Source organism: Parafrankia discariae (assembly GCF_000373365.1).
Lineage (GTDB): Bacteria > Actinomycetota > Actinomycetes > Frankiales > Frankiaceae > Parafrankia > Parafrankia discariae.
Genome location: NZ_KB891102.1, coordinates 242577 through 262282 on the forward strand (window position 1 = coordinate 242577; position 19706 = coordinate 262282).

Genomic DNA, 19706 nt, shown 5'->3' on the forward strand with positions numbered 1-19706 from the left:
GATCCCCGGGGCGGGTCGACCGCCGTCGACGCCGAGCCCGGGGGTCGACCGTACCCGCCTTCTCCATGGCAGCGCCTGCCGCGCCGCCGAAGCCCTGCCGCCACGGCCCCGCCATCCGGTTCCCGGGGGAACCGCCACCCGGCCCCGGGAACCGTCACCCGGGGCCGTTACCCGCGGACGGCCACTCAGGACCGGCCGGCGTACCGCAGCGAGCGCACGGCGACGACGAGCGCCGCCGCCGCGACCGCCGCGCAGACCGCGAGGTCGACCGTCACGTGCGCCCAGTCCACCGCCGGGGCGAACCCCTCGGCGAGGGCGTCCACCGCGTAGCTGCTGGGCAGCAGGTCACGGGCCAGCCGGCCGATGCCGGGCAGCCGGTCGGCGGGGATCACGCCGAGGAAGAGCACCACGCTCATGCCGAGCTGCCCGGCGACCGTGGCCAGCTCCGGCTTCGGCGCGAGCAGGCCGATCGCCGCACCGATCCCGGCCAGGCTGGCCCCGGCGAGCACCGTCACCGGGACGAGCAGCCACAGGCCGCCCAGGGGCAGCCCGTAGAGGAGCGCGCCCACCACCACGGTCACGATCGTGCCCGGTACCGCGAACGTCGCGTACGAGGCGGCCGTGCCGAGCACCACCGCGGCGCCGGGGATGGGCAGGGTCAGGTAGTAGTCGAGCGCCCCGGCCGCACGCAGGGCCCCGAAGCGCTGCGCGAGCAGGTTGAGCGCGACGAACGCCACGACGAGCACCGTCGATCCGGCCACGACGGAGGCCGCCGCGGAGTTGTCATCGATGTCGACGATGCCCCGCAGCAGGATCATGATCCCCAGGGACTGGAACGCGGCGACGAAGAGCAGCGGTACCCGGGCCACCCGGGCACGGGCCAGCTGCCCCCGGTAGACAGCCGACACCGCCGCCGGGAAGGCGGTCGCCGGGGGAAGCGGCACGGGCACATCCGCCGCGGCGACCCCATCGGCCTCGACCGCGGCCCCGCCAACGTCGGCGGCGGCCCCGCCGGCCTCGACCGCGGCCCCGCCGGCGGCCCGGCCCTTCCTGCCGCTCCTCTTCCGGTCCGCACGACCGGATGAACGGTTCTCAGGCGGCACGGCGGCCACCCCGACACCCGTCGCGGGCGGCCGGCCGGCCGGACCCGCCGGGGTGGCGGGGTGAGGTGTCGTCAGGGTCATGTCCGCTCCAGATCACGGCAGGTTCCGCCGAGAGTGAGATACACGTCCTCCAACGACGGAGTCGCGAGACTGAAGTCGTCCAGGGCGGCGAACGCCGGCCCCGTGGTGAGGCGGCCGAGGGCGTCCCGAGCCTCGGCGTGGGCCAGCCGGGTCGTCCACCGGCGGCCGGTCACCCGCGCCGTGGCGGCGAGCCGGGCCACGGTCGGGTCGTCGACCGGCGGGTCGTGCCGCCAGACCAGGTCCAGCCGGACGTCGTCGGAGACCGACGCCTTGAGCCGGCCCGGCGAGTCACAGGCGATCACCCGGCCCGCGTCGAGTACGGCGACCCGGTCCAGCACGGTCTCGGCCTCCAGGACGTTGTGCGTGATCAGCACGACCGTGGTGCCGCGCGCGGAGCGGCGGCGTTCGAGCGCCGTCCACACCGAGCGGCGGGCCACCGGGTCGAGGCCGGTCGTCGGCTCGTCCAGCACGAGCACCGGGCGCTCGCCGACCAGGGTGGCCGCGACGCAGGCGAGCCGGCGCTGCCCGCCCGAGAGGCGTCCGAGCGGCCGGTTCACGACCTCGCCCAGGGCGAGCTCCTCGATCACCTCGTCGCGCTCCCGGCGGGCGCCCGCCCGGGACAGCCCGCGCAGCCGCGCGGTCGTCTCCACCGCGACACCCACCGGCAGCTCGGCCAGCGCGAGGTCGTCCTGGCCCAGGTAGGCCGCCATCCGGGCGGCGGTTCCGGGCCGGCTGACGACGTCGTGCCCGAACATCGTGATCGAGCCGGTGTCGGGGCGGAGCAGGCCCATGAGCTGGCGGACGAGAGTCGTCTTGCCGGCGCCGTTCGGACCGAGCACGCCGAAGACCTCGGCCGGACGGACGTCGAGGTCGATCTGGTCGTTCGCGAGGACGGCGCACTCCCCGGCGCCGTGCCGCCGGGTGAGGCCACGCACGGCGTAGCTCAGCACGGCTGTCATTCTCGCAGCCGACACGCCGAGCGGAGGCCCGGGGCCGATGCCGCCGACGTCACACCGGCGACACCTACCACCGGCGTGACAGCCGGGTCACGTACCCGGAGCACCCCCACCACCGCCTCGCACCATGTCATCGGACCGGACGGGATCAGACCGCGCTGCTCATCCAGACGACGATGTCGAGGATGCGCAACGGGGTCACCGCCGGGCCGCCCGGCGGCACGAGGCCGGTGAGCCGGCGGAACTCGTCGGCGTTCTCCCGCAGGTCGTACTGCATGGCGCGGACGAGCAGCTGCATGTACTCCCGCCACGACCGCCCGTCGCGCGGCGACGGGGGGACGCACTCCTCGTGCTGGTAGAAGATCCGCACCTTTGAGTCGAACAGCGGCACCAGCGCCGGGCGCTTGCGGTGCAGCACCTTGGCGATCAGCGATCCCTTGACGTCGCGGTCGGCGACGTCGGGGTCGTCCAGCGGGTCGTAGAGCGCCGCGACCAGGTCGAGGGTCACCTCGTCCGCCTCGATCAGCTCGATACCCGGAGGCAGCCGGTCCAGCGCCCGCTGCAGCAGCGGGGTCAGCGCGGTCAGCGTGTGCATCCGGTCGAGGTCCACGTTCACGCCGAGCAGGCAGGGCGCCAGCAGGTCGCCGGTGCACAGCAGATCCGGGTCGCCGTTGGTGACGAGCCCGTCGTAGTAGGGGTACGCGTACCGCAGTCCCCGTTTGCGTGGCCCCAGGTACTCCTCGAGCAGGCTTTCCGCGTCGAAGACCTCCCGGGTGCCCCTGGCCAACCTCACCCGAGTGCCCCCTTCGTCGTCAGGCGGACCGTCCGTAGCACGGCCGCCGGTCAGGTCCCGCCACCCGGCCGTGCCGGTGGACGTCCCCCCTGGACCTGGTGCAATCCTGCCCTGTCCCGGTCGGACGATGGAAGACGACCCTCCTGACGGCCGTCGCGCTAGGCCGATCGCGGCGCCCGGCGCCCTCCCGCGCGCGGCGCGGGGGGCCTCGCTCCGCCCAGCCGTGCCCGCCCCCAACGTGCCGGGTGGGCACCTCGGGGGGTGGAACGCCGCCAGGCTCGCGGGCGGTCGCTCAGCGCTGGCCGGGCTGCAGCGGGACGAAGTGCACGGCCGCCGGTGAGATGCCGGGCGGGGCCGGGTCGACGACCCGCACCCCCGAGAGACGCCCGAGATCGACCAGCCGGGCCGCCGGCGCCCGCACGACCGCGGCGAACAGGCAGCCGCACCGGGCGCGCAGCGCGGTGGCCTCCTGCCGCGCGCGCTCGGCCGCGGCGGGGTCCGTGCTGTCGTGCGCGCGGGTGTCGGCGGCGGCGGCCTCGCTGTCGAAGGCGGCCGTGAGGTCCGCGACCGGGTCGCGGACGGTGGCGGCCGTCACCATCCCGTCCGGCGGGACGCCGAAGAACACCTCGAGCGTCCGGTAGGCGGTGAAGATCCGCAGCATCTCGTCCGGCGTGCGGTAGCCGGCCAGACTGACGACGGCGTAGAGGTCGGCGTCCGGAGCCGCCCGGGTCAGGCCGTCCAGCTTCGCCGCCGCCTCGGCGGTGTACGCGGCGGGCGACTCACCGGCGGCCGGGCCGACGATGACCGTGGGCTCGACGGGCCCGGCCGGCGCGTCGCCGGGACCTGGGCCGGGTGGATGGCTGCCGTCGGGATCGGCGCCACGCAGCATCGTGGTGACGGCACCGACGACGATGAGCACGACCAGCCCGAGCACCAGCAGCCGGCCGACGGCTTCCAGGACCCGCCCGGTGACGACACCGGCGCGTCCCGGCGGCGGCGGGCCGTCGCCGTCGGAGTACGGGCCCTCGCCCGCCGCCCGGCCGCGGCGCAGGCGGGCCCGGGGACGGTCGCGCGCGCCGGCGAGGCCGCCCGCGACCGCCGCGAGCGTCCGCCCGGCCGACGGGAGGGCGGCGTCGTCGACCCGGTCGAGCAGCCGGATCACGAAGCGTCCCGGCCCACCGGCCGCGCGGCCGTCGCCACCGGACGCGTCACCCGTGGGCGACGCGGACACGGCGGGCGACGCGGACATGCTGGACGCGGCGGGCGACGCGGGAGCATCTCCCGGACGGCTCCCGGTCAGGGGGGCCGCCCCGGAGGGACCGCCCGCCGAGGGCGCGTTCCCCGCAGGAGCGTCGACGGTCGGCTGATCGACCGCGGGCGGGTGCCCGGCTGCCGGGTGCCGCCCGGCGGGCGGATGCCCGGCGGTCAGGTGCTGTTCGGCGGGCGGCTCGTCGGCAGGTTGGTCACCGGACTGTGGATGACCGAAAGACGGGTCGCTGGCAGCGGAAGCGGACGCGGAGTCGACGGAGGCGGCAGGCGCGGGTTCGGCGGGCACACGGGCCGCCTCGGGATCGCCCCCCGCGGACGGCGCGGAGGGCGGGCCGGGGTCCGCGGGCACCGGTGTCCTCACGTCTGGTCGCGCAGCCGCTTCACCGCCTCGGCCAGGTCGTCGGGATCGGGGCTGGTGAACTCGACCCAGGTACCGTCCGCCGGGTGCGCGAAGGCCAGCCGGGCGGCGTGCAGCCACTGCCTGGTCAGCCCGAGCCGCTGGGCCAGCGTCGGATCCGCCCCGTAGGCGAGGTCGCCCACGCAGGGATGGCGCAGCGCCGACATGTGCACCCGGATCTGGTGGGTGCGGCCCGTCTCCAGCCGCACCGACAGCAGCGAGGCGGCGCGGAACGCCTCCTCGGTGTCGTAGTGGGTCACGCTGGGCTTGCCGTCCGCGACGACGGCGAACAGGCCGGGCCGGCGGGGATGGCGGTCGATGGGGGCGTCGACCGTGCCGCGCAGCGGGTCGGGGTGCCCCTGGACGACAGCCCGGTACTCCTTCTCGACCTCGCGCTCCCGGAAGGCCCGCTTGAGGAGGGTGTAGGCGCGTTCGCTCTTCGCGACCGCCATCGCCCCGGTCGTGCCGACGTCGAGGCGGTGCACCACGCCCTGACGCTCGGCCGGGCCCGAGGTGGAGACCCGGTAGCCGGCGGCGGCGAGTGCGCCGATGACCGTCGGACCGGTGAACCCGGGGGCCGGGTGGGCCGCGACACCGACCGGCTTGTCGACGACCACGATGTCGTCGTCGTCGTGCAGGATGCGCAGGCCCTCGACCGGGGTGGGCTCCATCGTGACGGGGCGGGGTGGGGCGGGCAGGGCGACGTCGAGCCAGGCGCCGCCGCTCACCCGGTCGGAGCGCCCGCGGACCTGGCCGTCGACGCTCACCTGGCCGTCGTCGACGAGCGTGGCCGCGGCCGTGCGACTCAGGCCGAACATGCGCGCGATGGCGGCGTCCAGGCGGATACCGTCGAGGCCGTCGGGCACCGGCAGCGAGCGCCGGTCGGTCTCGGCCGTGCTCACGCGCCACCTGCCCCGGCGCCACCGGTGTTACCCGGCCCGGTCGAGTCGGCTGGCCCGGGTTCGGGTTCGGGTGGCGGGGCGGTGGAGAGGCGCGTGCCGTCCAGGCCGATGCCGCGTAGAGAAAGAATGACCGCGAGCACTCCTCCGCAGACGATCGCCGAGTCGGCGACGTTGAAGATGGGCCAGTGGTGGATGTGGACGAAGTCCACGACGTGCCCGCGCAGCGGCCCGGGGGCGCGGAACAGCCGGTCGATCAGGTTGCCCAGCGCGCCGCCGACCATGGCACCGAAGACGAACGCCCACCCGACGGAGGCCAGCCGCCGCGCGGTCACCACGACCACCGCGACGACCGCCAGCGCGATCAGGCTGAGGATGACCGTGGCTCCGCCGGCCAGGCTGAACGCCGCCCCCGAGTTCCGGGTCAGGCGCAGGTCGAGCACGCCGGGGATGATCTCGATCGGCGCGCGCCCGGAGAGCCGGGCGACGGCGAGCAGCTTCGTGCCGATGTCCAGGGCGATCAGGCACAGCGCGGTCAGCGCCACGACGAGCACCGCACGGTGTGAGGCGACCAGGCGGTCCCGCCCGGGTCGGGCCGGGGCGCCACCTGTCGGGGCGCCGTCTCCCGCGCCGGCGACACCCGGGGCGCCCGCGCCGGCCGCACCGATGTTCGCGGTGCTCCCGTTCACGGCGCTCCCGTTCACGGTGCTCCCGTGTCCGGTGCTCCCGTACGGGACGCCCTTGTCCATCCCCGGCTCGGCCACCACACACACCACTGTACGGGTGCGATCTCACGGGTCGACCGCCGGCGATCCGCGGCCCGGGGCGCCGTTCGCCGTCGGCTACGCTGAAGGAGCGGAAAGGCTTTGACGGGACGAGTAGCGGCGGGCGCAGTCGCAGCGAGCCGGGGGTGGTGCGAGCCCGGTGGCCAGCGCGCCGCGAAGATCACCCTGAGCTGTCGGGAGAACAGGGCCCCGGGCCCCCAGTAGATCCGGCCGCCGCGGCAGGACAAGAGTGGCCGCTCGGCCGCCGTCCACGAGAGATCGTGGAACGCGCCGGGCGCGCAAGGAGGGTGGTACCGCGGTACCTCGCGCCACCACCGGCCCGCGCCGGTGTGCGGCGGGGTGTCGTCCCTCCGCCGGAGTGCCCCACCGCCGACGGAGACCAGCCACGATGAGTACCCCCGACGCCCCGACGCCCGCGTTCCGCCCACTGCCCGCGCGGGTCGACCTGCCCGCCTTCGAGCGCGAGACGCTGGAGCGCTGGAAGGATTCCAAGGTCTTCCACCGCTCGCTGCAGGCCGGCACCGACCGGCCGCTGTGGGTGTTCTACGAGGGCCCGCCGACCGCGAACGGCAAGCCGGGCGCCCACCACGTCGAGGCCCGGGTCTTCAAGGACCTCTTCCCGCGCTACCGGACGATGAAGGGCTACCACGTGCCCCGCCGGGCGGGCTGGGACTGCCACGGCCTGCCCGTCGAGCTCGCCGTCGAGAAGGAACTCGGCTTCACCAGCAAGAGTGACATCGAGGACTACGGCATCGCCGAGTTCAACGAGAAGTGCCGCGAGTCGGTGCTGCGCCACGTCGCCGACTTCTCCGCGATGACGGAGCGGATGGGCTACTGGGTCGACCTCGACGACGCCTACCGGACGATGGACACCTCGTACATCGAGAGCGTCTGGTGGTCTCTCAAGCAGATCTTCGACAAGGGCCTGCTGGTCGAGGACTTCCGGGTCACCCCGTACTGCCCGCGCGACGAGACACCGCTGTCCGACCACGAGGTCTCCCAGGGCTACAGCGACACCGACGACCCGTCGGTCTACGTGCGGTTCCCGATCGTCGAGGGCCCGCGCGGTCTGGCCGAGCGGGGCGCGCACCTGCTGGTGTGGACGACCACCCCGTGGACGCTGGTCTCCAACACGGCGGTCGCCGTCCATCCCGAGGTCGACTACGTGCTGGCCCGGGCCGCCGGCGGTGAGCTGCTCGTCGTCGCCGAACCGCTGCTGACCGCGGCCCTGGGCGAGGGCGCCGAGGTCGTCGAGCGCTTCACCGGCACCGAGCTGGCCGGCACCCGCTACGCCCGGCCGTTCGAGCTGGTCGCGCTGGAGCGCTTCGAGGAGGCCGCGGCGAAGACCGCCGTCGGCAGAGGTGCGGGGACGTCCGCCCGCCCGCACTCGGTGGTGCTCGCGGACTACGTGACGACCACGGACGGCACCGGCCTCGTCCACCAGGCGCCCGCCTTCGGCGCCGAGGACCTCGCGGTCTGCCGCGCCAACGGCCTCGGCGTCGTCAACCCGGTCGGGACGGACGGGCGTTTCCTGCCCGAGGTCCCGCTGGTCGGCGGGCTGTTCTTCAAGGACGCCGACGCGCCGCTGTCCGCGGACCTCACCGCCCGCGGTCTGATGTGGCGGGCGGCGACCTACACGCACAGCTACCCGCACTGCTGGCGCTGCCACACGCCGCTGATCTACTACCCGCTGCCGTCCTGGTACATCCGCACGACCGCCGTCCGCGAGCGGCTGCTCGCCGAGAACGCGCGGACGGACTGGCACCCCGAGCGCATCCGCGAGGGCCGCTACGGCGAATGGCTGCGCAACAACGTCGACTGGGCGCTGTCCCGCAACCGGTACTGGGGCACCCCGCTGCCGGTCTGGCGTTGCGAGGCCGATCCGGCCCACCTGACCTGCGTCGGCTCGCTGGCCGAGCTCTCCGAGCTGACCGGCACGGACCACTCGGCGCTCGACCCGCACCGCCCGTTCGTCGACGACGTGACCCTGCCGTGCCCGACCTGCGCGGCGACCGCCCGGCGGGTGCCCGAGGTCATCGACGTCTGGTACGACAGCGGCGCGATGCCGTTCGCCCAGTGGGGTGCCCCGCACCGCAACGCCGACGAGTTCGCGAAGCAGTACCCGGCGCAGTACATCTGCGAGGCGATCGACCAGACCCGGGGCTGGTTCTACACGCTCATGGCCGTGGGCACGCTGGTCTTCGACCGGTCGTCCTACGAGACCGTGCTGTGCCTGGGCCTGCTGCTCGACGCCGAGGGCCGCAAGATGAGCAAGCACGTCGGCAACGTGCTGGACCCGTTCGACCTGTTCGACCGGCACGGGGCGGACGCCGTCCGGTGGCTGATGCTGGCCGGTGGCTCACCGTGGTCGGACCGCCGGGTCAGCCACGAGTCGATCGAGGACATCGTCCGCAAGATCCTGCTCACCTACTGGAACACCGCGTCGTTCTTCGCGCTCTACGCGGGCGCGGCGGACTGGCGCCCGACCGGCGCCGACGGGTCAGGCGCGGGGGCCGCGGCCCCGGCCGACCGCCCGGTGCTGGACCGGTGGGCGCTCTCCGAGCTCGCCGACACCGTGGCCGAGGTGGACGCCGCCCTCGACGGCTTCGACTCGCTGCGCGCCGGGCGCCGCATCGCCCGCTTCGTCGACGACCTGTCGAACTGGTACGTCCGGCGCTCGCGGCGCCGATTCTGGGCGGGTGACCCGGACGCGCTGGCCACCCTCTACACCTGCCTGGACGGCCTGACCCGGGTGATGTCGCCGTTCACCCCGTTCCTGACCGACTGGCTGTGGTCCCGGCTGTTCGCGGGCATCCTGCCCGGCGCCCCGGACTCGGTGCACCTCGCCTCGTGGCCGCAGCTGCCGGCGGACCTCGTCGAGCCGGGCCTGGCCGAGCGGATGGACCTGGTGCGCAGAGTCGTCGAGCTCGGCCGCGCGGCCCGCGCCGCCAGCGGGGTGCGCACCCGCCAGCCGCTGCCGCGCGCGGTGGTCGGCTCCTCTGCGTTCGACGACCTCTCGGCGGAGCTGCGCGCGCAGATCGCCGAGGAGCTCAACGTCGTCGCCGTCGAGGCCGCGACCTCGGATCTCGTCGACATCAGCGTGAAGCCGAACTTCCGGGCGCTGGGACGGCGCTTCGGCAGTCGCACGAAGGCGGTCGCCGCCGCCGTCGCCACCGCCGGGGCCCCGGTGGACGGCCGACTGACCGTCACCGTGGACGGCGAGGCCATCGAGCTCGGCGGGGCGGATCTGATCGTCACCGAGACGCCGCGTGAGGGCTGGTCGGTGACAAGCGAGTCGGGTCTGTCGGTCGCCCTCGACCTGACCGTCACCCCGGAGCTGGCCCGCGCCGGGCTCGCCCGCGACGTGGTGCGCGTCCTGCAGGACGCGCGGCGGGCCGCGGGGCTGGAGATCACCGACCGGGTCGAGCTGCGCTGGGCGGCCAGCAAGCAGGACACGGTGGCAGCGCTGCGCGAACACGCGGCGACCGTCGCCGACGAGATCCTGGCGACGGTCTTCCAGGAGGCACCGGTCGAGGAGCCGGCTGACGCCGCGGGGGCCACCGCCCCGGCGGAGCCGGCCTGGCACCGGGGATCAGCCGCGGAACTCGGGCTGACCTTCGCCCTGACCAGGACGACAGCCGCGCCGCCGGTGGTTGGCTGACCGCTGCCCGCCCGCCCGCGCCGGTGGAACGCCCGTCGGCGCGGGCCTGGGCGGAGACAGCCGTGGTTTCCCGGCCCCGGCCGCGCGGCCGGGCGGGGTGTCGTCAGCCGCCGGCGCGCCGGACGGCCGCGACAGGCAGCAGGGCCGCGGCGAGGCAGCCGACGATCAGTGAGGTGTACGACCAGGTGGCCGCGCCGAACAGGCCGACCACGGCCAGCACCGCGGCGATGACCACCAGGGCACCGCTGACCATCACCATGGTGGCCTAGAACTCCTGCATGCCCGGGGCCTCGCGACGACCCGGGTCGAGGTCCGGACGACCGCCGTGACCGTTGCTCTCCCGCGCGAGCGTCGCGGCGCCCATCTGCGGGCCGCCCTGGAACGCCTGCGCCCCCACGTGCTGGGGCTGGGGTGGCTGGCCGCCACCGGTCTGCGCCATCCCGACGCTCGCGGGGGCCGGGGTGGGCGTCGGCGCGCCGGGGTTGAGCCCGGGGCGCGCCGGCATGCCCGGCCCGACGGCCGGCTGGGTGGGCATGCCGTCCAGGTCGCGCAGCTGCATCTCCAGGTAGGCACGCAACCGCGTGCGGTACTCGCGCTCGAAGGCGCGCAGCTGCTCGACCTGGCCCTCGAGGCGACGCTTGTCGTCCTCGAGCCCACCGAGCTGCTCGGCGACGTGCGCCCGGGCCTCACCGAGGATCCGGTCGGCGTCGGCGCGCGCGTCGCGGCGAGCCCGTTCCGACTCGGCACGGGCTTCCCGCAGCGCCTCGTCGGCGGTCCGCTGGGCGAGCACGAGCGTCCGCGCGACCCGCTGCTCGATGTCGGCGTCGTTCTGGCCACCGGCTCCCGGACCCGTGCGGGCCGGGACCTGACCGCCCCCGCCCACCAGCGCGGGCATGACCGCCGTCGGACCACCGGACACCGGCGGACCACCAGGCACGCCGGGGGCACCGAGACCGGGTCCACCCGGACCGCCCGGACCCGCGCCAGGCGGGCCGGCGGGCATCGGGGGCCGCTCGCGGGCGGCCTGGGCCGCCTGCGCGGCCTGGGCCTGCGCCTGGGCCAGCTGCCGGCGGGACTCCTCGAGCTGACGGCGCAGCTGCTGGTTCTCGTCGAGGATCTGTGCCGGGACACCGGGACCGCCACCGCCGGAGCGACGGGCCTCGTCGAGCTGCCTGCGCAGGTCGCTGCTCTCGTCGAGCAGTCGCGTCAGCTCGGCCTCGACCTCATCAAGGAAGGTGTCGACCTCGTCCTCGTTGTAGCCCGTGCGGAATCTCGTCGGGCTGAAGACCTTGTTCTGAACATCCTGCGGTGTCAGCGCCACGTTGCCTCCTCGTGCGGCATCGCCGCTCCCCGAAGAGAGGGCGGTCTGCGGGCAGTCTGCCTTGCCCGCACTCGCGGTGTGCACACGACCTCAGTCACAGCCTCTGCGCATAGCTCTGCAAAACGACGATCACTATGAAGAGAAGCAGGAAACCGAGGTCAAGCGCAACGCTACCTACCCTCAACGGCGGGATGAACCGCCGGATGAATCGCAACGGAGGGTCAGTCGCCGTGTACACGATCTCGAAGAGCAGGACCAGGGGACCGGTCGGCCGGAAGGAACCACTCAGCGCGAGCACCAGGTCGATGACCCACCGAGCGATCAGGAGCAGCAGGTAGGCCGTCAGCACCCAAAAGAGCAGAGTTCCAAGTGCGCTGATGGTGCTCTCTCCCGGGAGGACGAGGGGAAGTGGTGACGACCCTACTGGACGATCTTGCCCTGGCTACGACTGGTTGCTACGACTGGTTGTAGAACCCACCCTCGCGGATGCGTCGCTTGTCTGTCTCGGTGACCTCGACGTTGTGCGGCGAGAGCAGGAAGACCTTGTTGGTCACCTTCTCGATGTCGCCGCGGAGCCCGAAGATCAGCCCTGCGGCGAAGTCGACCAGCCGCTTGGCGTCGACGTCGTCCATCTCGGTGAGGTTCATGATAACGGGAGTCCCGTCACGGAACTCCTCACCGATCTGACGGGCCTCATTGTAGCTACGCGGCTGGAGCGTCGTGATCCGGTATGGCCGGGGCTCCTCCACCGGCGCCACCCGGCGCATCGGCGTCGGCACGGGCGGTCGCAGATGCTCCACCGGTGGGCGTCGCGGCATGGCGACATGCTCCTCACGTGCATCGATCCGGCGGACCGACCGGTCTATCGGTACCGGGTCGAGCGTGGCCCGCCGATCCTCCCGGACAGCGCCTCGGACGGCGTCGTGATCGCCGTCGTCATAGTCGTCGTCGAGATAGTCCTCGTCCTCCTCGGCGAGCCCGAGGTAGACCATCGCCCTGCGACCGAGCCCCATGGGCGCGACTCTAAGGGACACCGTGCCGTTCACCGAACAAAGCGGTGCCGATCCGAAGGTGTGTCGCGCCCTCCGCAACCGCGTCCTCGAGATCACCGGACATCCCGGCGCTGACTAGCGTCGCGGCGGGATGTTCGGAACGAAGTCGTTCGGCTACCTCACGGAGTCGCGCAAAGGCCGGCCTGGCGGGTGCTCCGCGTGGCGCGACAGCCATCACACCCGCCAGAACAAGCCCTTCGGAGCCGGCGACGAGCTCGGCGAGCGCCGGTACCTCCGCGGGCAGGGCGCCGCCGCGAGCGCCGTCCGCGGCCCCGGCGGGGGACTCGTTCTCCCTGGTAGACAGGGCGTTTCGCGCCCCGGGTGCACCCGGGGCGGCGGCCGGCCCCGCGAGGTCCAGACTGACCTGTATGCACACGGATATCTGACGACCACGTGCCGTTGCCGCCCGGGAAAGGGCCTCGACCAGTCGCGCTCGGTCCACCGACTGCACGCAGTGCGCCCAGCCCGCCACGGCCCGGGCCTTGTTGCGCTGGAGCTGGCCGACGAAATGCCAGACCGGCACATCGGGCCCGGTGGCCGACCCGAGGGTCGGAGCATGATCCACACGTGATGGACGCCATGCCCCCGACGTGTCGGCCAGCGGACTCGACTCCCGGGAACGATCACCATCGGACCACATCGTGTGCTCCTCCGGGCCGCCCGCGGCGGCGCCGGCCAGCGCCAGCCGGACGGCCTCGGCCTTCGGGCCGGCCTCCTGCTCGCGGTTCTCGGCGAAGTGCCGGACACCCAGCGCGACCAGCGCGAGGACGTCCTCGGCGGGCCGGGTCTTGCTGACGGCGATCAGGGTCAGCTCCGCCGGGTCACGGCCCGTGTCCCGGGCGGCCACGCCGATCCGGTCACGGACGATTGTCAGCCGCTCGCGCAGCTCCGCGAACCGGCGCGGGTCCGTCTCGCGGCCGGGGCCGGGTACGGGCCCGGTCACGGCAGCCAGGCGACGCCGGCGAACCGCCCGGTCCGCCCGTCGCGGCGGTAGGAGTAGAGATCACCGGACTCGGCACTGCAACGATCAGAGACCACAACACGGCCCACACCCGCCGCCGCCAGCTGGGCGCGCAGCCCGGCCCGGAGATCCAGCGCCGGGGTGCCCGAGCGGGTCCACGACCCGCTGCCCGGAACCTGCCGCTGGACGTCGGCGCGCATCTGGGCGGGCACCTCGTAGCACCGCCCACAGATCGCCGGGCCCAGCGTGACGTCGATCGACGCGCGGTCGGCCCCGAGCTCGTCGAAGATCTCCAACGTGGCCGTCAGCACACCCGCCGCCATGCCCTGGCGGCCGGCGTGCGCGACGCCCACCGCCGCCGGCGACTCGAAGATCACCGGCACGCAGTCGGCCACCAGCACCGCGAGCGCGACGCCGGTCGTGTCGGTGACCATGGCGTCGGCCTCGGGCTGCGGCCCGGGTGCCCGCACCAGGCTCACCCGGGCCCCGTGCACCTGCCGCATGAACTGGACCGGCCGGCCGACCCGGGACACGAGCAGCCGCCGGTTCGCCTCGACCGCCTCCGGGTCATCACCCACGTGGTCACCGAGGTTGAGCCCCGCGTACGGCGGCGCGCTCGTGCCGCCGTCACGCGAGGTCACCAGGAGGGGCACCGCCGCCTACTTGAGGAAGTCGGGGACGTCCAGCTCGTCGTCGTCGGCCACCGGGCGGACGGGGCGGCGCGGCGGGTAGGTCGGACGCGGGCCGGGACGGGCCGGGTCCGGGCCGCGGCCGGCCTGCGGCGGGGCGCCGCCGACCGGAGCGGCTCCGGGCCCGCCCGGGACCCCGTTGGGAGCGGCCCCGCCGGGCCCGAGCCCGGTGCGGGGCAGGCCCTGCGCCGAGGCCGCGTGGGCCGGAGCGCCGTGCCCGGGAGCCTGGTGGCTGGGAGCCGGATGGCCGCCGCCCTGGATGCCGGCAGCCGGCGCGGAACGGGCGTAGCCGCCCTCCCCGGCCTGGTCCGGGTGCTCCCGACGGGGCGGCCCACCCATGGGCCGCTGGTCGCCGGCGGAGCTCACCGCCGGCGCGCCGGCCTGGCTCGGGGCGCGGTCGTCGGGCAGCGGATCCGGCACGTAGTGGCCGACCTGCTGGCTCGTCGGCGGCAGGTAGGTCGAGTGGGTCGGCGCGGGCCGCGGCGGTGCCGGCACGTTCGGGATCGGCGGCAGCGCCGTGGTGCTCGGTGCGCCGCCCGGGCCCGGCTGGGCCGCCGGCTGGCCGGGGGCCCCCGGCTGGGGCGGGCCACCGGCCGCACCACCCGGCCCCGGTGGCCGGCGCTGGGTGGCGAGCGTGCGGGTCCGCCGGTCCTGCACGGTGTCGAACCCGGCGGCGATCACGGTGACCCGCACCTCGTCGCCGAGGGCGTCGTCGATGACCGCACCGAAGATGATGTTCGCCTCGGGATGGGCCGCGTCGGCGACCAGCTCGGCCGCGGCGTTGATCTCGAACAGCCCGAGATCGGACCCGCCGGAGATGTTCAGCAGGACGCCCTGTGCGCCGTCCATGCTGGCCTCCAGCAGGGGGGAGGCGATGGCCTGCTCGGCGGCGACCGTGGCCCGGTCGTCGCCCCGCGCCCGGCCGATGCCCATCAGGGCACTGCCGGCGTGCGACATGACCGTCTTGACGTCGGCGAAGTCGAGGTTGATCAGACCAGGGGTGGTGATCAGGTCGGTGATGCCCTGGACACCGGAGAGCAGCACCTGGTCTGCGCTGCGGAAGGCGTCCAGGACGCTGATGTCGCGATCGGTCATCGCGAGAAGGCGGTCGTTCGGGATGACGATGAGGGTGTCGACCTCATTGCGGAGGGTGTCGATGCCCGTGTCGGCCTGGGTCGCGCGGCGGCGGCCCTCGAAGGTGAACGGACGCGTCACCACGCCGATCGTCAGCGCGCCGAGTGAGCGGGCCACGTTGGCGACGACGGGAGCACCACCGGTGCCGGTGCCACCGCCCTCACCCGCGGTCACGAAGACCATGTCGGCCCCCTTGAGGACCTCCTCGATCTCCTCGCGGTGATCCTCGGCGGCCTGGCGGCCGACCTCCGGGTCGGCACCGGCCCCCAGGCCACGGGTGAGTTCACGGCCGACGTCGAGCTTGACGTCGGCGTCGCTCATCAACAGCGCCTGGGCGTCGGTGTTGATGGCGATGAACTCGACACCCTTCAGCCCGACTTCGATCATCCGGTTGACGGCGTTTACGCCGCCTCCGCCTATCCCGACGACCTTGATGACCGCGAGATAGTTCTGGGGGGCTGCCATGCGGTGTCGGTCCTCCAGCGGCGTCGGTGGGCGAGCAGGGGGGCTCCCCGGCTCCGTTAGCCCGCGGCCTTACGACCGATTGGAGCGGGGAAGCAGCCGAGCAGCCTCAACCTTCACCGTCAGCTAGACGGTTACAGTTATGTCAACTTCCGACTGTGGATCGGACAGTAGGCACGGCTTCGTCGGTGGTCAAGGACGCTGGCGGCGCGTCACACGGATGGGATTCGCGTCCCGTTCGTCACACCGGTCCCGGCTCGCCCGGGGCAGCTCCGCAAAGGCCCTGCCCGGTGGTGTGTACTGCGTGGCGTGACCGGTCCGCACTCCGACGACGCTCCGGCCGCTCCGGCCGCTCCGACCGCCCGCGCCGCCGCGTCGCCGCCCGTCGTCCCCGACCCCCGCGACCGCCCCAGGCAGCCCCGGCGGGTCCACTTCCTCGGCATCGGCGGCGCCGGACTGTCACCGCTCGCCCAGATCCACCTGGCCGCCGGCGGCCAGGTCTCCGGCAGCGACCAGGAGGACTCACCGCGGGTCGCCATGCTGCGTGAGCTGGGGGTCCCCGTCCGGGTCGGCCCCGCGGCCGACGCGGCGGCGCTGGCCGCGGAGCTGTCCGCGGCGGACGTCGTCGTGGCCTCCAGCGCGCTGCGTGACGACCACCCGGAGATCGTCGCCGCCCGCGAGCTCGGCGTCCCCGTCCGGCGGCGCTCGGACTGGCTGCCGGAGCTGACCGCGCCCTACCGCCTGGTGGCGGTCGCCGGCTCGCACGGCAAGACCACCACCGCGGCGATGCTGACCCTGGTGCTGGCGGCCGGCGGTGCCGACCCGACCGCGGTCATCGGTGCCGATGTGGCCCAGTTGGGCGGCAGCGCCGTGGCCGGCCGGGGCGAGGTGTTCGTCCTGGAGGCGGACGAGTACGGCGGCGCGTTCGCCGGGCTGGACCCGGAGCTCGCGATCATCACCAACGTCGAGTGGGAGCATCCGGACCTCTTCCCGGACGAGGCCTCGGTGCGCGCGGTGTTCGCCGACTTCGCCGCCCGGGTCCGTCCGGGCGGGCGACTGGTCGTCTGTGGCGACCATCCCGGCGTCACCGCGGTGCTCGCCGAGCTCGACCGGCGGCCCGCGCCCGGCGAGCGGGCCGGCGCGGCGCGGGCCCGGGTGGTCGACTACGGCTTCGCTCCCGGCCGGACCTGGCGGGCGGTCGACTACGTCCCCCTGCCCGGCGGCGGCTCCACCTCGACCGTGCTGCGCGACGGGAAGCGGGTCGGCGAGCTCACCCTGGCGCTGCCCGGCCCCCACATCGCCCTGGACGCCCTCGCCGCCCTCGCCACCGCCACCGAGCTGGGGGTGCCGCCGGCGGACGCCCTGCGGACGCTGGGGACGTACGCGGGCGCGTCCCGGCGCTTCGACGTCGTGGGCCGGGCGAGTGCGCCCGGCGGCACCCGGGTGGAGATCGTCGACGACTACGCGCACCACCCGACCGAGATCCGCGCCACCCTGCGCGCGGCCCGTGACCGCGCCGCCGGCCGGCAGGTCTGGGCGGTCGCGCAGCCGCACACCTTCAGCCGCCTCGCCGCGTTGCTCGACGACTTCGCGACGGCCTTCGGCGACGCCGACCGGGTCTACGTGACCGACGTGTACGCCGCGCGTGAGACCGACGACCTGGGCCTGCACGCCTCCGACCTCGCCGGGCGGATCAGCCGGCCGGCCGTCGCCGGCTACGTGGCCTGGCCCGACCTGCCGGGCCGGCTCGTCGCCGACCTCACCGAGATCGGCGACCTCGCCGCCGGTGCCAGTGCCGGCGGCGGCGGCGACCCCGGCGGCCCGGCGGCCGACGGCACGCACGGCGTCATGCTGCTCACCCTGGGCGCCGGGACGATCACCACGCTCGGCCCACGCCTGCTGGACCTGCTCACCGCCGGCGGCACCGAAGCACTTTCCGGGAGCAATCGGGCGGGTGACCAGGACGCGACGGGCCTGCCGGCCTGACCCTGCACGGCGGTGCGCGGAGTCGATGGTTGACTGCGCCGCGTGACATTCTCCGGTGAACGCGCACTCCCCCGTCCCGGCGGGTGCCCCGGCGGAAAGGGTGAGGAGGGACGACGATGACCGAGACTCGAGCCGCGGACAGCCGCGGGTTCGACTTCCGGGTGGTCAACCAGGCGGTGATCGCCGAGTACCGCGCCAACGGCGGCAGGCTGGAGAAGACGCTGTCCGGCTCCCGGCTCCTGCTGCTGACGACCGTCGGCGAGCGCACCGGACGCCCGCACACCACGCCGCTGGGCTACGTGACGGACGATTCCCCGGCGCACGACACCGCCGACCCCCGGGACGCCCCGGCCCGGCGCCTCGTCGTCTACGCCTCGAACATGGCCGCCGCGGCGCACCCCCAGTGGTACCGGAACCTGCTGGCGCACCCGAAGGTCACCGTGGAGCTCGACGCCGACCGGTTCGACGCGGAGGCGTCCACCGCCGCGGGGCCCGAGCGCGAGCGGCTCCACACGGCCCTGGTGGACAGCATGCCCGGCCTGCGCACCCACCAGGACCAGGCGACCCGCGAGATCCCGGTCGTCATCCTCGCCGCGGTGCACTGACCCACCGCCCCGACACGCTTCGAACCGAAACGGGGCGGCTGAGTGAACCCCTGGGGCTCACTCAGCCGCCCCACTTCCGCGTCGGCCCGCGGCCTGGGCTAGCTCGGCAGGGCCGAGCGTTCGGCCAGCAGGCGCAGCAGCTCCGGGCCCACCTGCGTCACGTCCCCGGCACCCAGGGTCATGACCAGGTCGCCGGGCCGGGCCGGGCCGCCTCGGCCCGCGCCGCGCCGGCCCGGGTGGCCGCGGCCACCCGGGCTCCGCCGGCGCCCGGCTCGGGCTGCTCCCCGGCCCCGTAGACATCCATCACCACGACCGCGTCGGCCGAGCCGAGCGCGGCGCCGAACCGGTCGGCGAGCAGGGCCGTCCGGCTGTACAGGTGCGGCTGGAACGCGACGACGACCCGGCCACCGCCGGCCGCCGCCCGCGCCGCCTCGACCGCGGCGGCCACCCGGTCCGGATGGTTGGCGTAGTCGTCGACCACCCGCACCCCACCCGCCGACCCGAGCGACTCGAAGCGGCGGCGGACCCCGGCGAACTCGGCCAGCCCGGCCAGCAGGGCGCCCAGGGCGATCCCGGCGGCCAGGGCGGCCGCGGCGTCCAGCAGATGGTGCCGGCCGGGGACCCGCAACGACAGCCGGCCCAGCCGGACGCCGTGAACGACGACCTCCGCGCTGGTGCCCGCGATCGAGATCTGCTCGGCGACGAGCCGGACATCGGCGGACGGCCCGAACCCGTACCCCGTCAGCCACGGCCGGCCGCCGTCCGGGCCGACGCCTCCACCTCCGGGGCCGACGCCGCCGGCGCGGCGCCAACGGTCGGCGTGCTCGGCCGCCGCCGTGGCGAGCGCCCACCCGGCCGCGTCGTCCACGCAGGCGACCAGGAAGCCGTCCGGGTCGACCCGGCGCAGGAACGTCGCGAACGACGCGGCGAGGGCGGGCATCGTCCGGTAGTGGTCGAGATGCTCGGCGGCCACCCCCGTCAGCACCACGCCGTGCGGCTGGAGCTGCCAGAACGCGCCGGCGTCCTCGTCGGCCTCGACGACCATCAGCTCGGATCCGCCCGCGTGGGTGTGCGAACCGGCCTCGCCCGGATCGCCGCCGACCGCGAACGTGGGGTCCTCACCGCAGGCCTGCAGGGCGGCGGTGAGCATCATCGCCACCGTGGTCTTGCCGTGCGAGCCCGCGACCGCGACGCCCCGGTGGCCGGCCATCAGCCCGGCGAGCGCGGCGGAGCGGGTCAGCACCCGCAGCTCGCGCCGGCGCGCCTCGACGAGCTCCGGGTCGTCGCCCGGCACCGCGGGCGCCACGACGACGAGCTCGACCCCGTCGAGCCGGGCGGCGTCGAAGCCGCGCGGGCCGGTGCCCACCGTGACCGGAACACCGAGCGCGCGCAGCGACGCCAGCCGCCGGGACTCGACCGCGTCGCTGCCGGAGACCGTCGCGCCCCGCGCCACCAGCAGTCGTGCCAGGCCGCTCATCGCGATCCCGCCGATGCCGACGAGGTGGACCCGCCGCCAGCCCGCGGGAAGATCTCGCGCCGTCACGTCGCCAGC

Annotated in this window: 17 protein-coding genes; 3 read left to right on the forward strand and 14 right to left on the reverse strand. The window is 74.8% G+C overall.

Annotated elements, in window-relative coordinates; translation table 11 throughout:
- Positions 1-185: 185 nt before the first annotated feature.
- From B056_RS0101010 to lspA, 6 genes are all read right to left on the reverse strand, one after another.
- On the reverse strand, positions 186-1184 hold the full coding sequence (locus tag B056_RS0101010; protein WP_018500038.1) for an ABC transporter permease: 999 nt from the start codon (positions 1182-1184) through the stop codon (positions 186-188).
- Positions 1181-2143, reverse strand: coding sequence for an ABC transporter ATP-binding protein (locus B056_RS0101015; protein WP_018500039.1), 963 nt, complete (start codon positions 2141-2143; stop codon positions 1181-1183). The genes B056_RS0101010 and B056_RS0101015 overlap by 4 nt, the downstream gene beginning before the upstream one ends.
- Positions 2144-2288: 145 nt before the next feature.
- Entirely contained in the window at positions 2289-2933 is a 645-nt protein-coding gene (locus B056_RS0101020; protein ID WP_026239189.1) for a DUF6308 family protein, read from the reverse strand.
- A gap of 292 nt (positions 2934-3225) precedes the next feature.
- On the reverse strand, positions 3226-4164 hold the full coding sequence (locus B056_RS0101025; RefSeq protein ID WP_230202755.1) for a hypothetical protein: 939 nt from the start codon (positions 4162-4164) through the stop codon (positions 3226-3228).
- 395 nt (positions 4165-4559) lie between these two features.
- Entirely contained in the window at positions 4560-5501 is a 942-nt protein-coding gene (locus B056_RS0101030; RefSeq protein WP_018500042.1) for an RluA family pseudouridine synthase, read from the reverse strand.
- On the reverse strand, positions 5498-6265 hold the full coding sequence (gene lspA / locus B056_RS0101035; protein ID WP_018500043.1) for a signal peptidase II: 768 nt from the start codon (positions 6263-6265) through the stop codon (positions 5498-5500). The genes B056_RS0101030 and lspA overlap by 4 nt, the downstream gene beginning before the upstream one ends.
- A gap of 406 nt (positions 6266-6671) precedes the next feature.
- Here lspA and ileS point away from each other — a divergent pair, with 406 nt between their 5' ends.
- Positions 6672-9944 carry an isoleucine--tRNA ligase gene (gene ileS, locus B056_RS0101040; protein ID WP_018500044.1) on the forward strand — a complete coding sequence of 1091 codons (3273 nt, stop codon included), beginning with the start codon at positions 6672-6674 and terminating at the stop codon, positions 9942-9944.
- A 103-nt stretch (positions 9945-10047) separates the two neighbouring features.
- On the opposite strand, the gene B056_RS43405 is transcribed toward ileS, so the two are convergent.
- The 7 genes from B056_RS43405 to ftsZ all read right to left on the reverse strand — a co-directional run bounded on the left by B056_RS43405 (position 10048) and on the right by ftsZ (position 15566).
- The gene (locus tag B056_RS43405; RefSeq protein ID WP_018500045.1) at positions 10048-10203 is read right to left on the reverse strand and encodes a hypothetical protein; all 156 of its coding nucleotides are present in this window, start codon (positions 10201-10203) and stop codon (positions 10048-10050) included.
- Positions 10204-10209: 6 nt separating this feature from the next.
- A complete protein-coding gene (locus tag B056_RS0101050) occupies positions 10210-11265 on the reverse strand; it encodes a DivIVA domain-containing protein (protein WP_018500046.1) in 1056 nt (351 codons plus the stop codon).
- 94 nt (positions 11266-11359) lie between these two features.
- On the reverse strand, positions 11360-11614 hold the full coding sequence (locus B056_RS0101055) for a YggT family protein (RefSeq protein ID WP_018500047.1): 255 nt from the start codon (positions 11612-11614) through the stop codon (positions 11360-11362).
- A 106-nt stretch (positions 11615-11720) separates the two neighbouring features.
- On the reverse strand, positions 11721-12278 hold the full coding sequence (locus B056_RS0101060) for a cell division protein SepF (RefSeq protein ID WP_018500048.1): 558 nt from the start codon (positions 12276-12278) through the stop codon (positions 11721-11723).
- 10 nt (positions 12279-12288) lie between these two features.
- A complete protein-coding gene (locus tag B056_RS0101065) occupies positions 12289-13260 on the reverse strand; it encodes a YggS family pyridoxal phosphate enzyme (RefSeq protein WP_018500049.1) in 972 nt (323 codons plus the stop codon).
- Positions 13257-13931: a peptidoglycan editing factor PgeF gene (pgeF, locus tag B056_RS0101070; RefSeq protein ID WP_018500050.1), complete on the reverse strand. Its 675-nt coding sequence runs from the start codon at positions 13929-13931 to the stop codon at positions 13257-13259. Before pgeF ends, B056_RS0101065 begins: the two co-directional genes overlap by 4 nt.
- Before the next feature lie 6 nt (positions 13932-13937).
- A complete protein-coding gene (ftsZ, locus tag B056_RS0101075; protein ID WP_018500051.1) occupies positions 13938-15566 on the reverse strand; it encodes a cell division protein FtsZ in 1629 nt (542 codons plus the stop codon).
- A 306-nt stretch (positions 15567-15872) separates the two neighbouring features.
- Here ftsZ and murC (B056_RS0101080) point away from each other — a divergent pair, with 306 nt between their 5' ends.
- Together murC (B056_RS0101080) and B056_RS0101085 are read left to right on the forward strand one after the other, a co-directional pair.
- The gene (gene murC, locus B056_RS0101080; protein ID WP_018500052.1) at positions 15873-17549 is read left to right on the forward strand and encodes a UDP-N-acetylmuramate--L-alanine ligase; all 1677 of its coding nucleotides are present in this window, start codon (positions 15873-15875) and stop codon (positions 17547-17549) included.
- Positions 17550-17665: 116 nt separating this feature from the next.
- Positions 17666-18154 (forward strand): nitroreductase/quinone reductase family protein, encoded by a 489-nt coding sequence (locus B056_RS0101085; RefSeq protein ID WP_018500053.1) that lies wholly within the window; start codon positions 17666-17668, stop codon positions 18152-18154.
- 178 nt (positions 18155-18332) lie between these two features.
- Here B056_RS0101085 and murC (B056_RS34665) read toward each other — a convergent pair whose 3' ends face one another.
- Complete coding sequence (murC, locus tag B056_RS34665; RefSeq protein ID WP_018500054.1) at positions 18333-19697, reverse strand: UDP-N-acetylmuramate--L-alanine ligase; 1365 nt, start codon at positions 19695-19697, stop codon at positions 18333-18335.
- Positions 19698-19706: the final 9 nt, after the last annotated feature.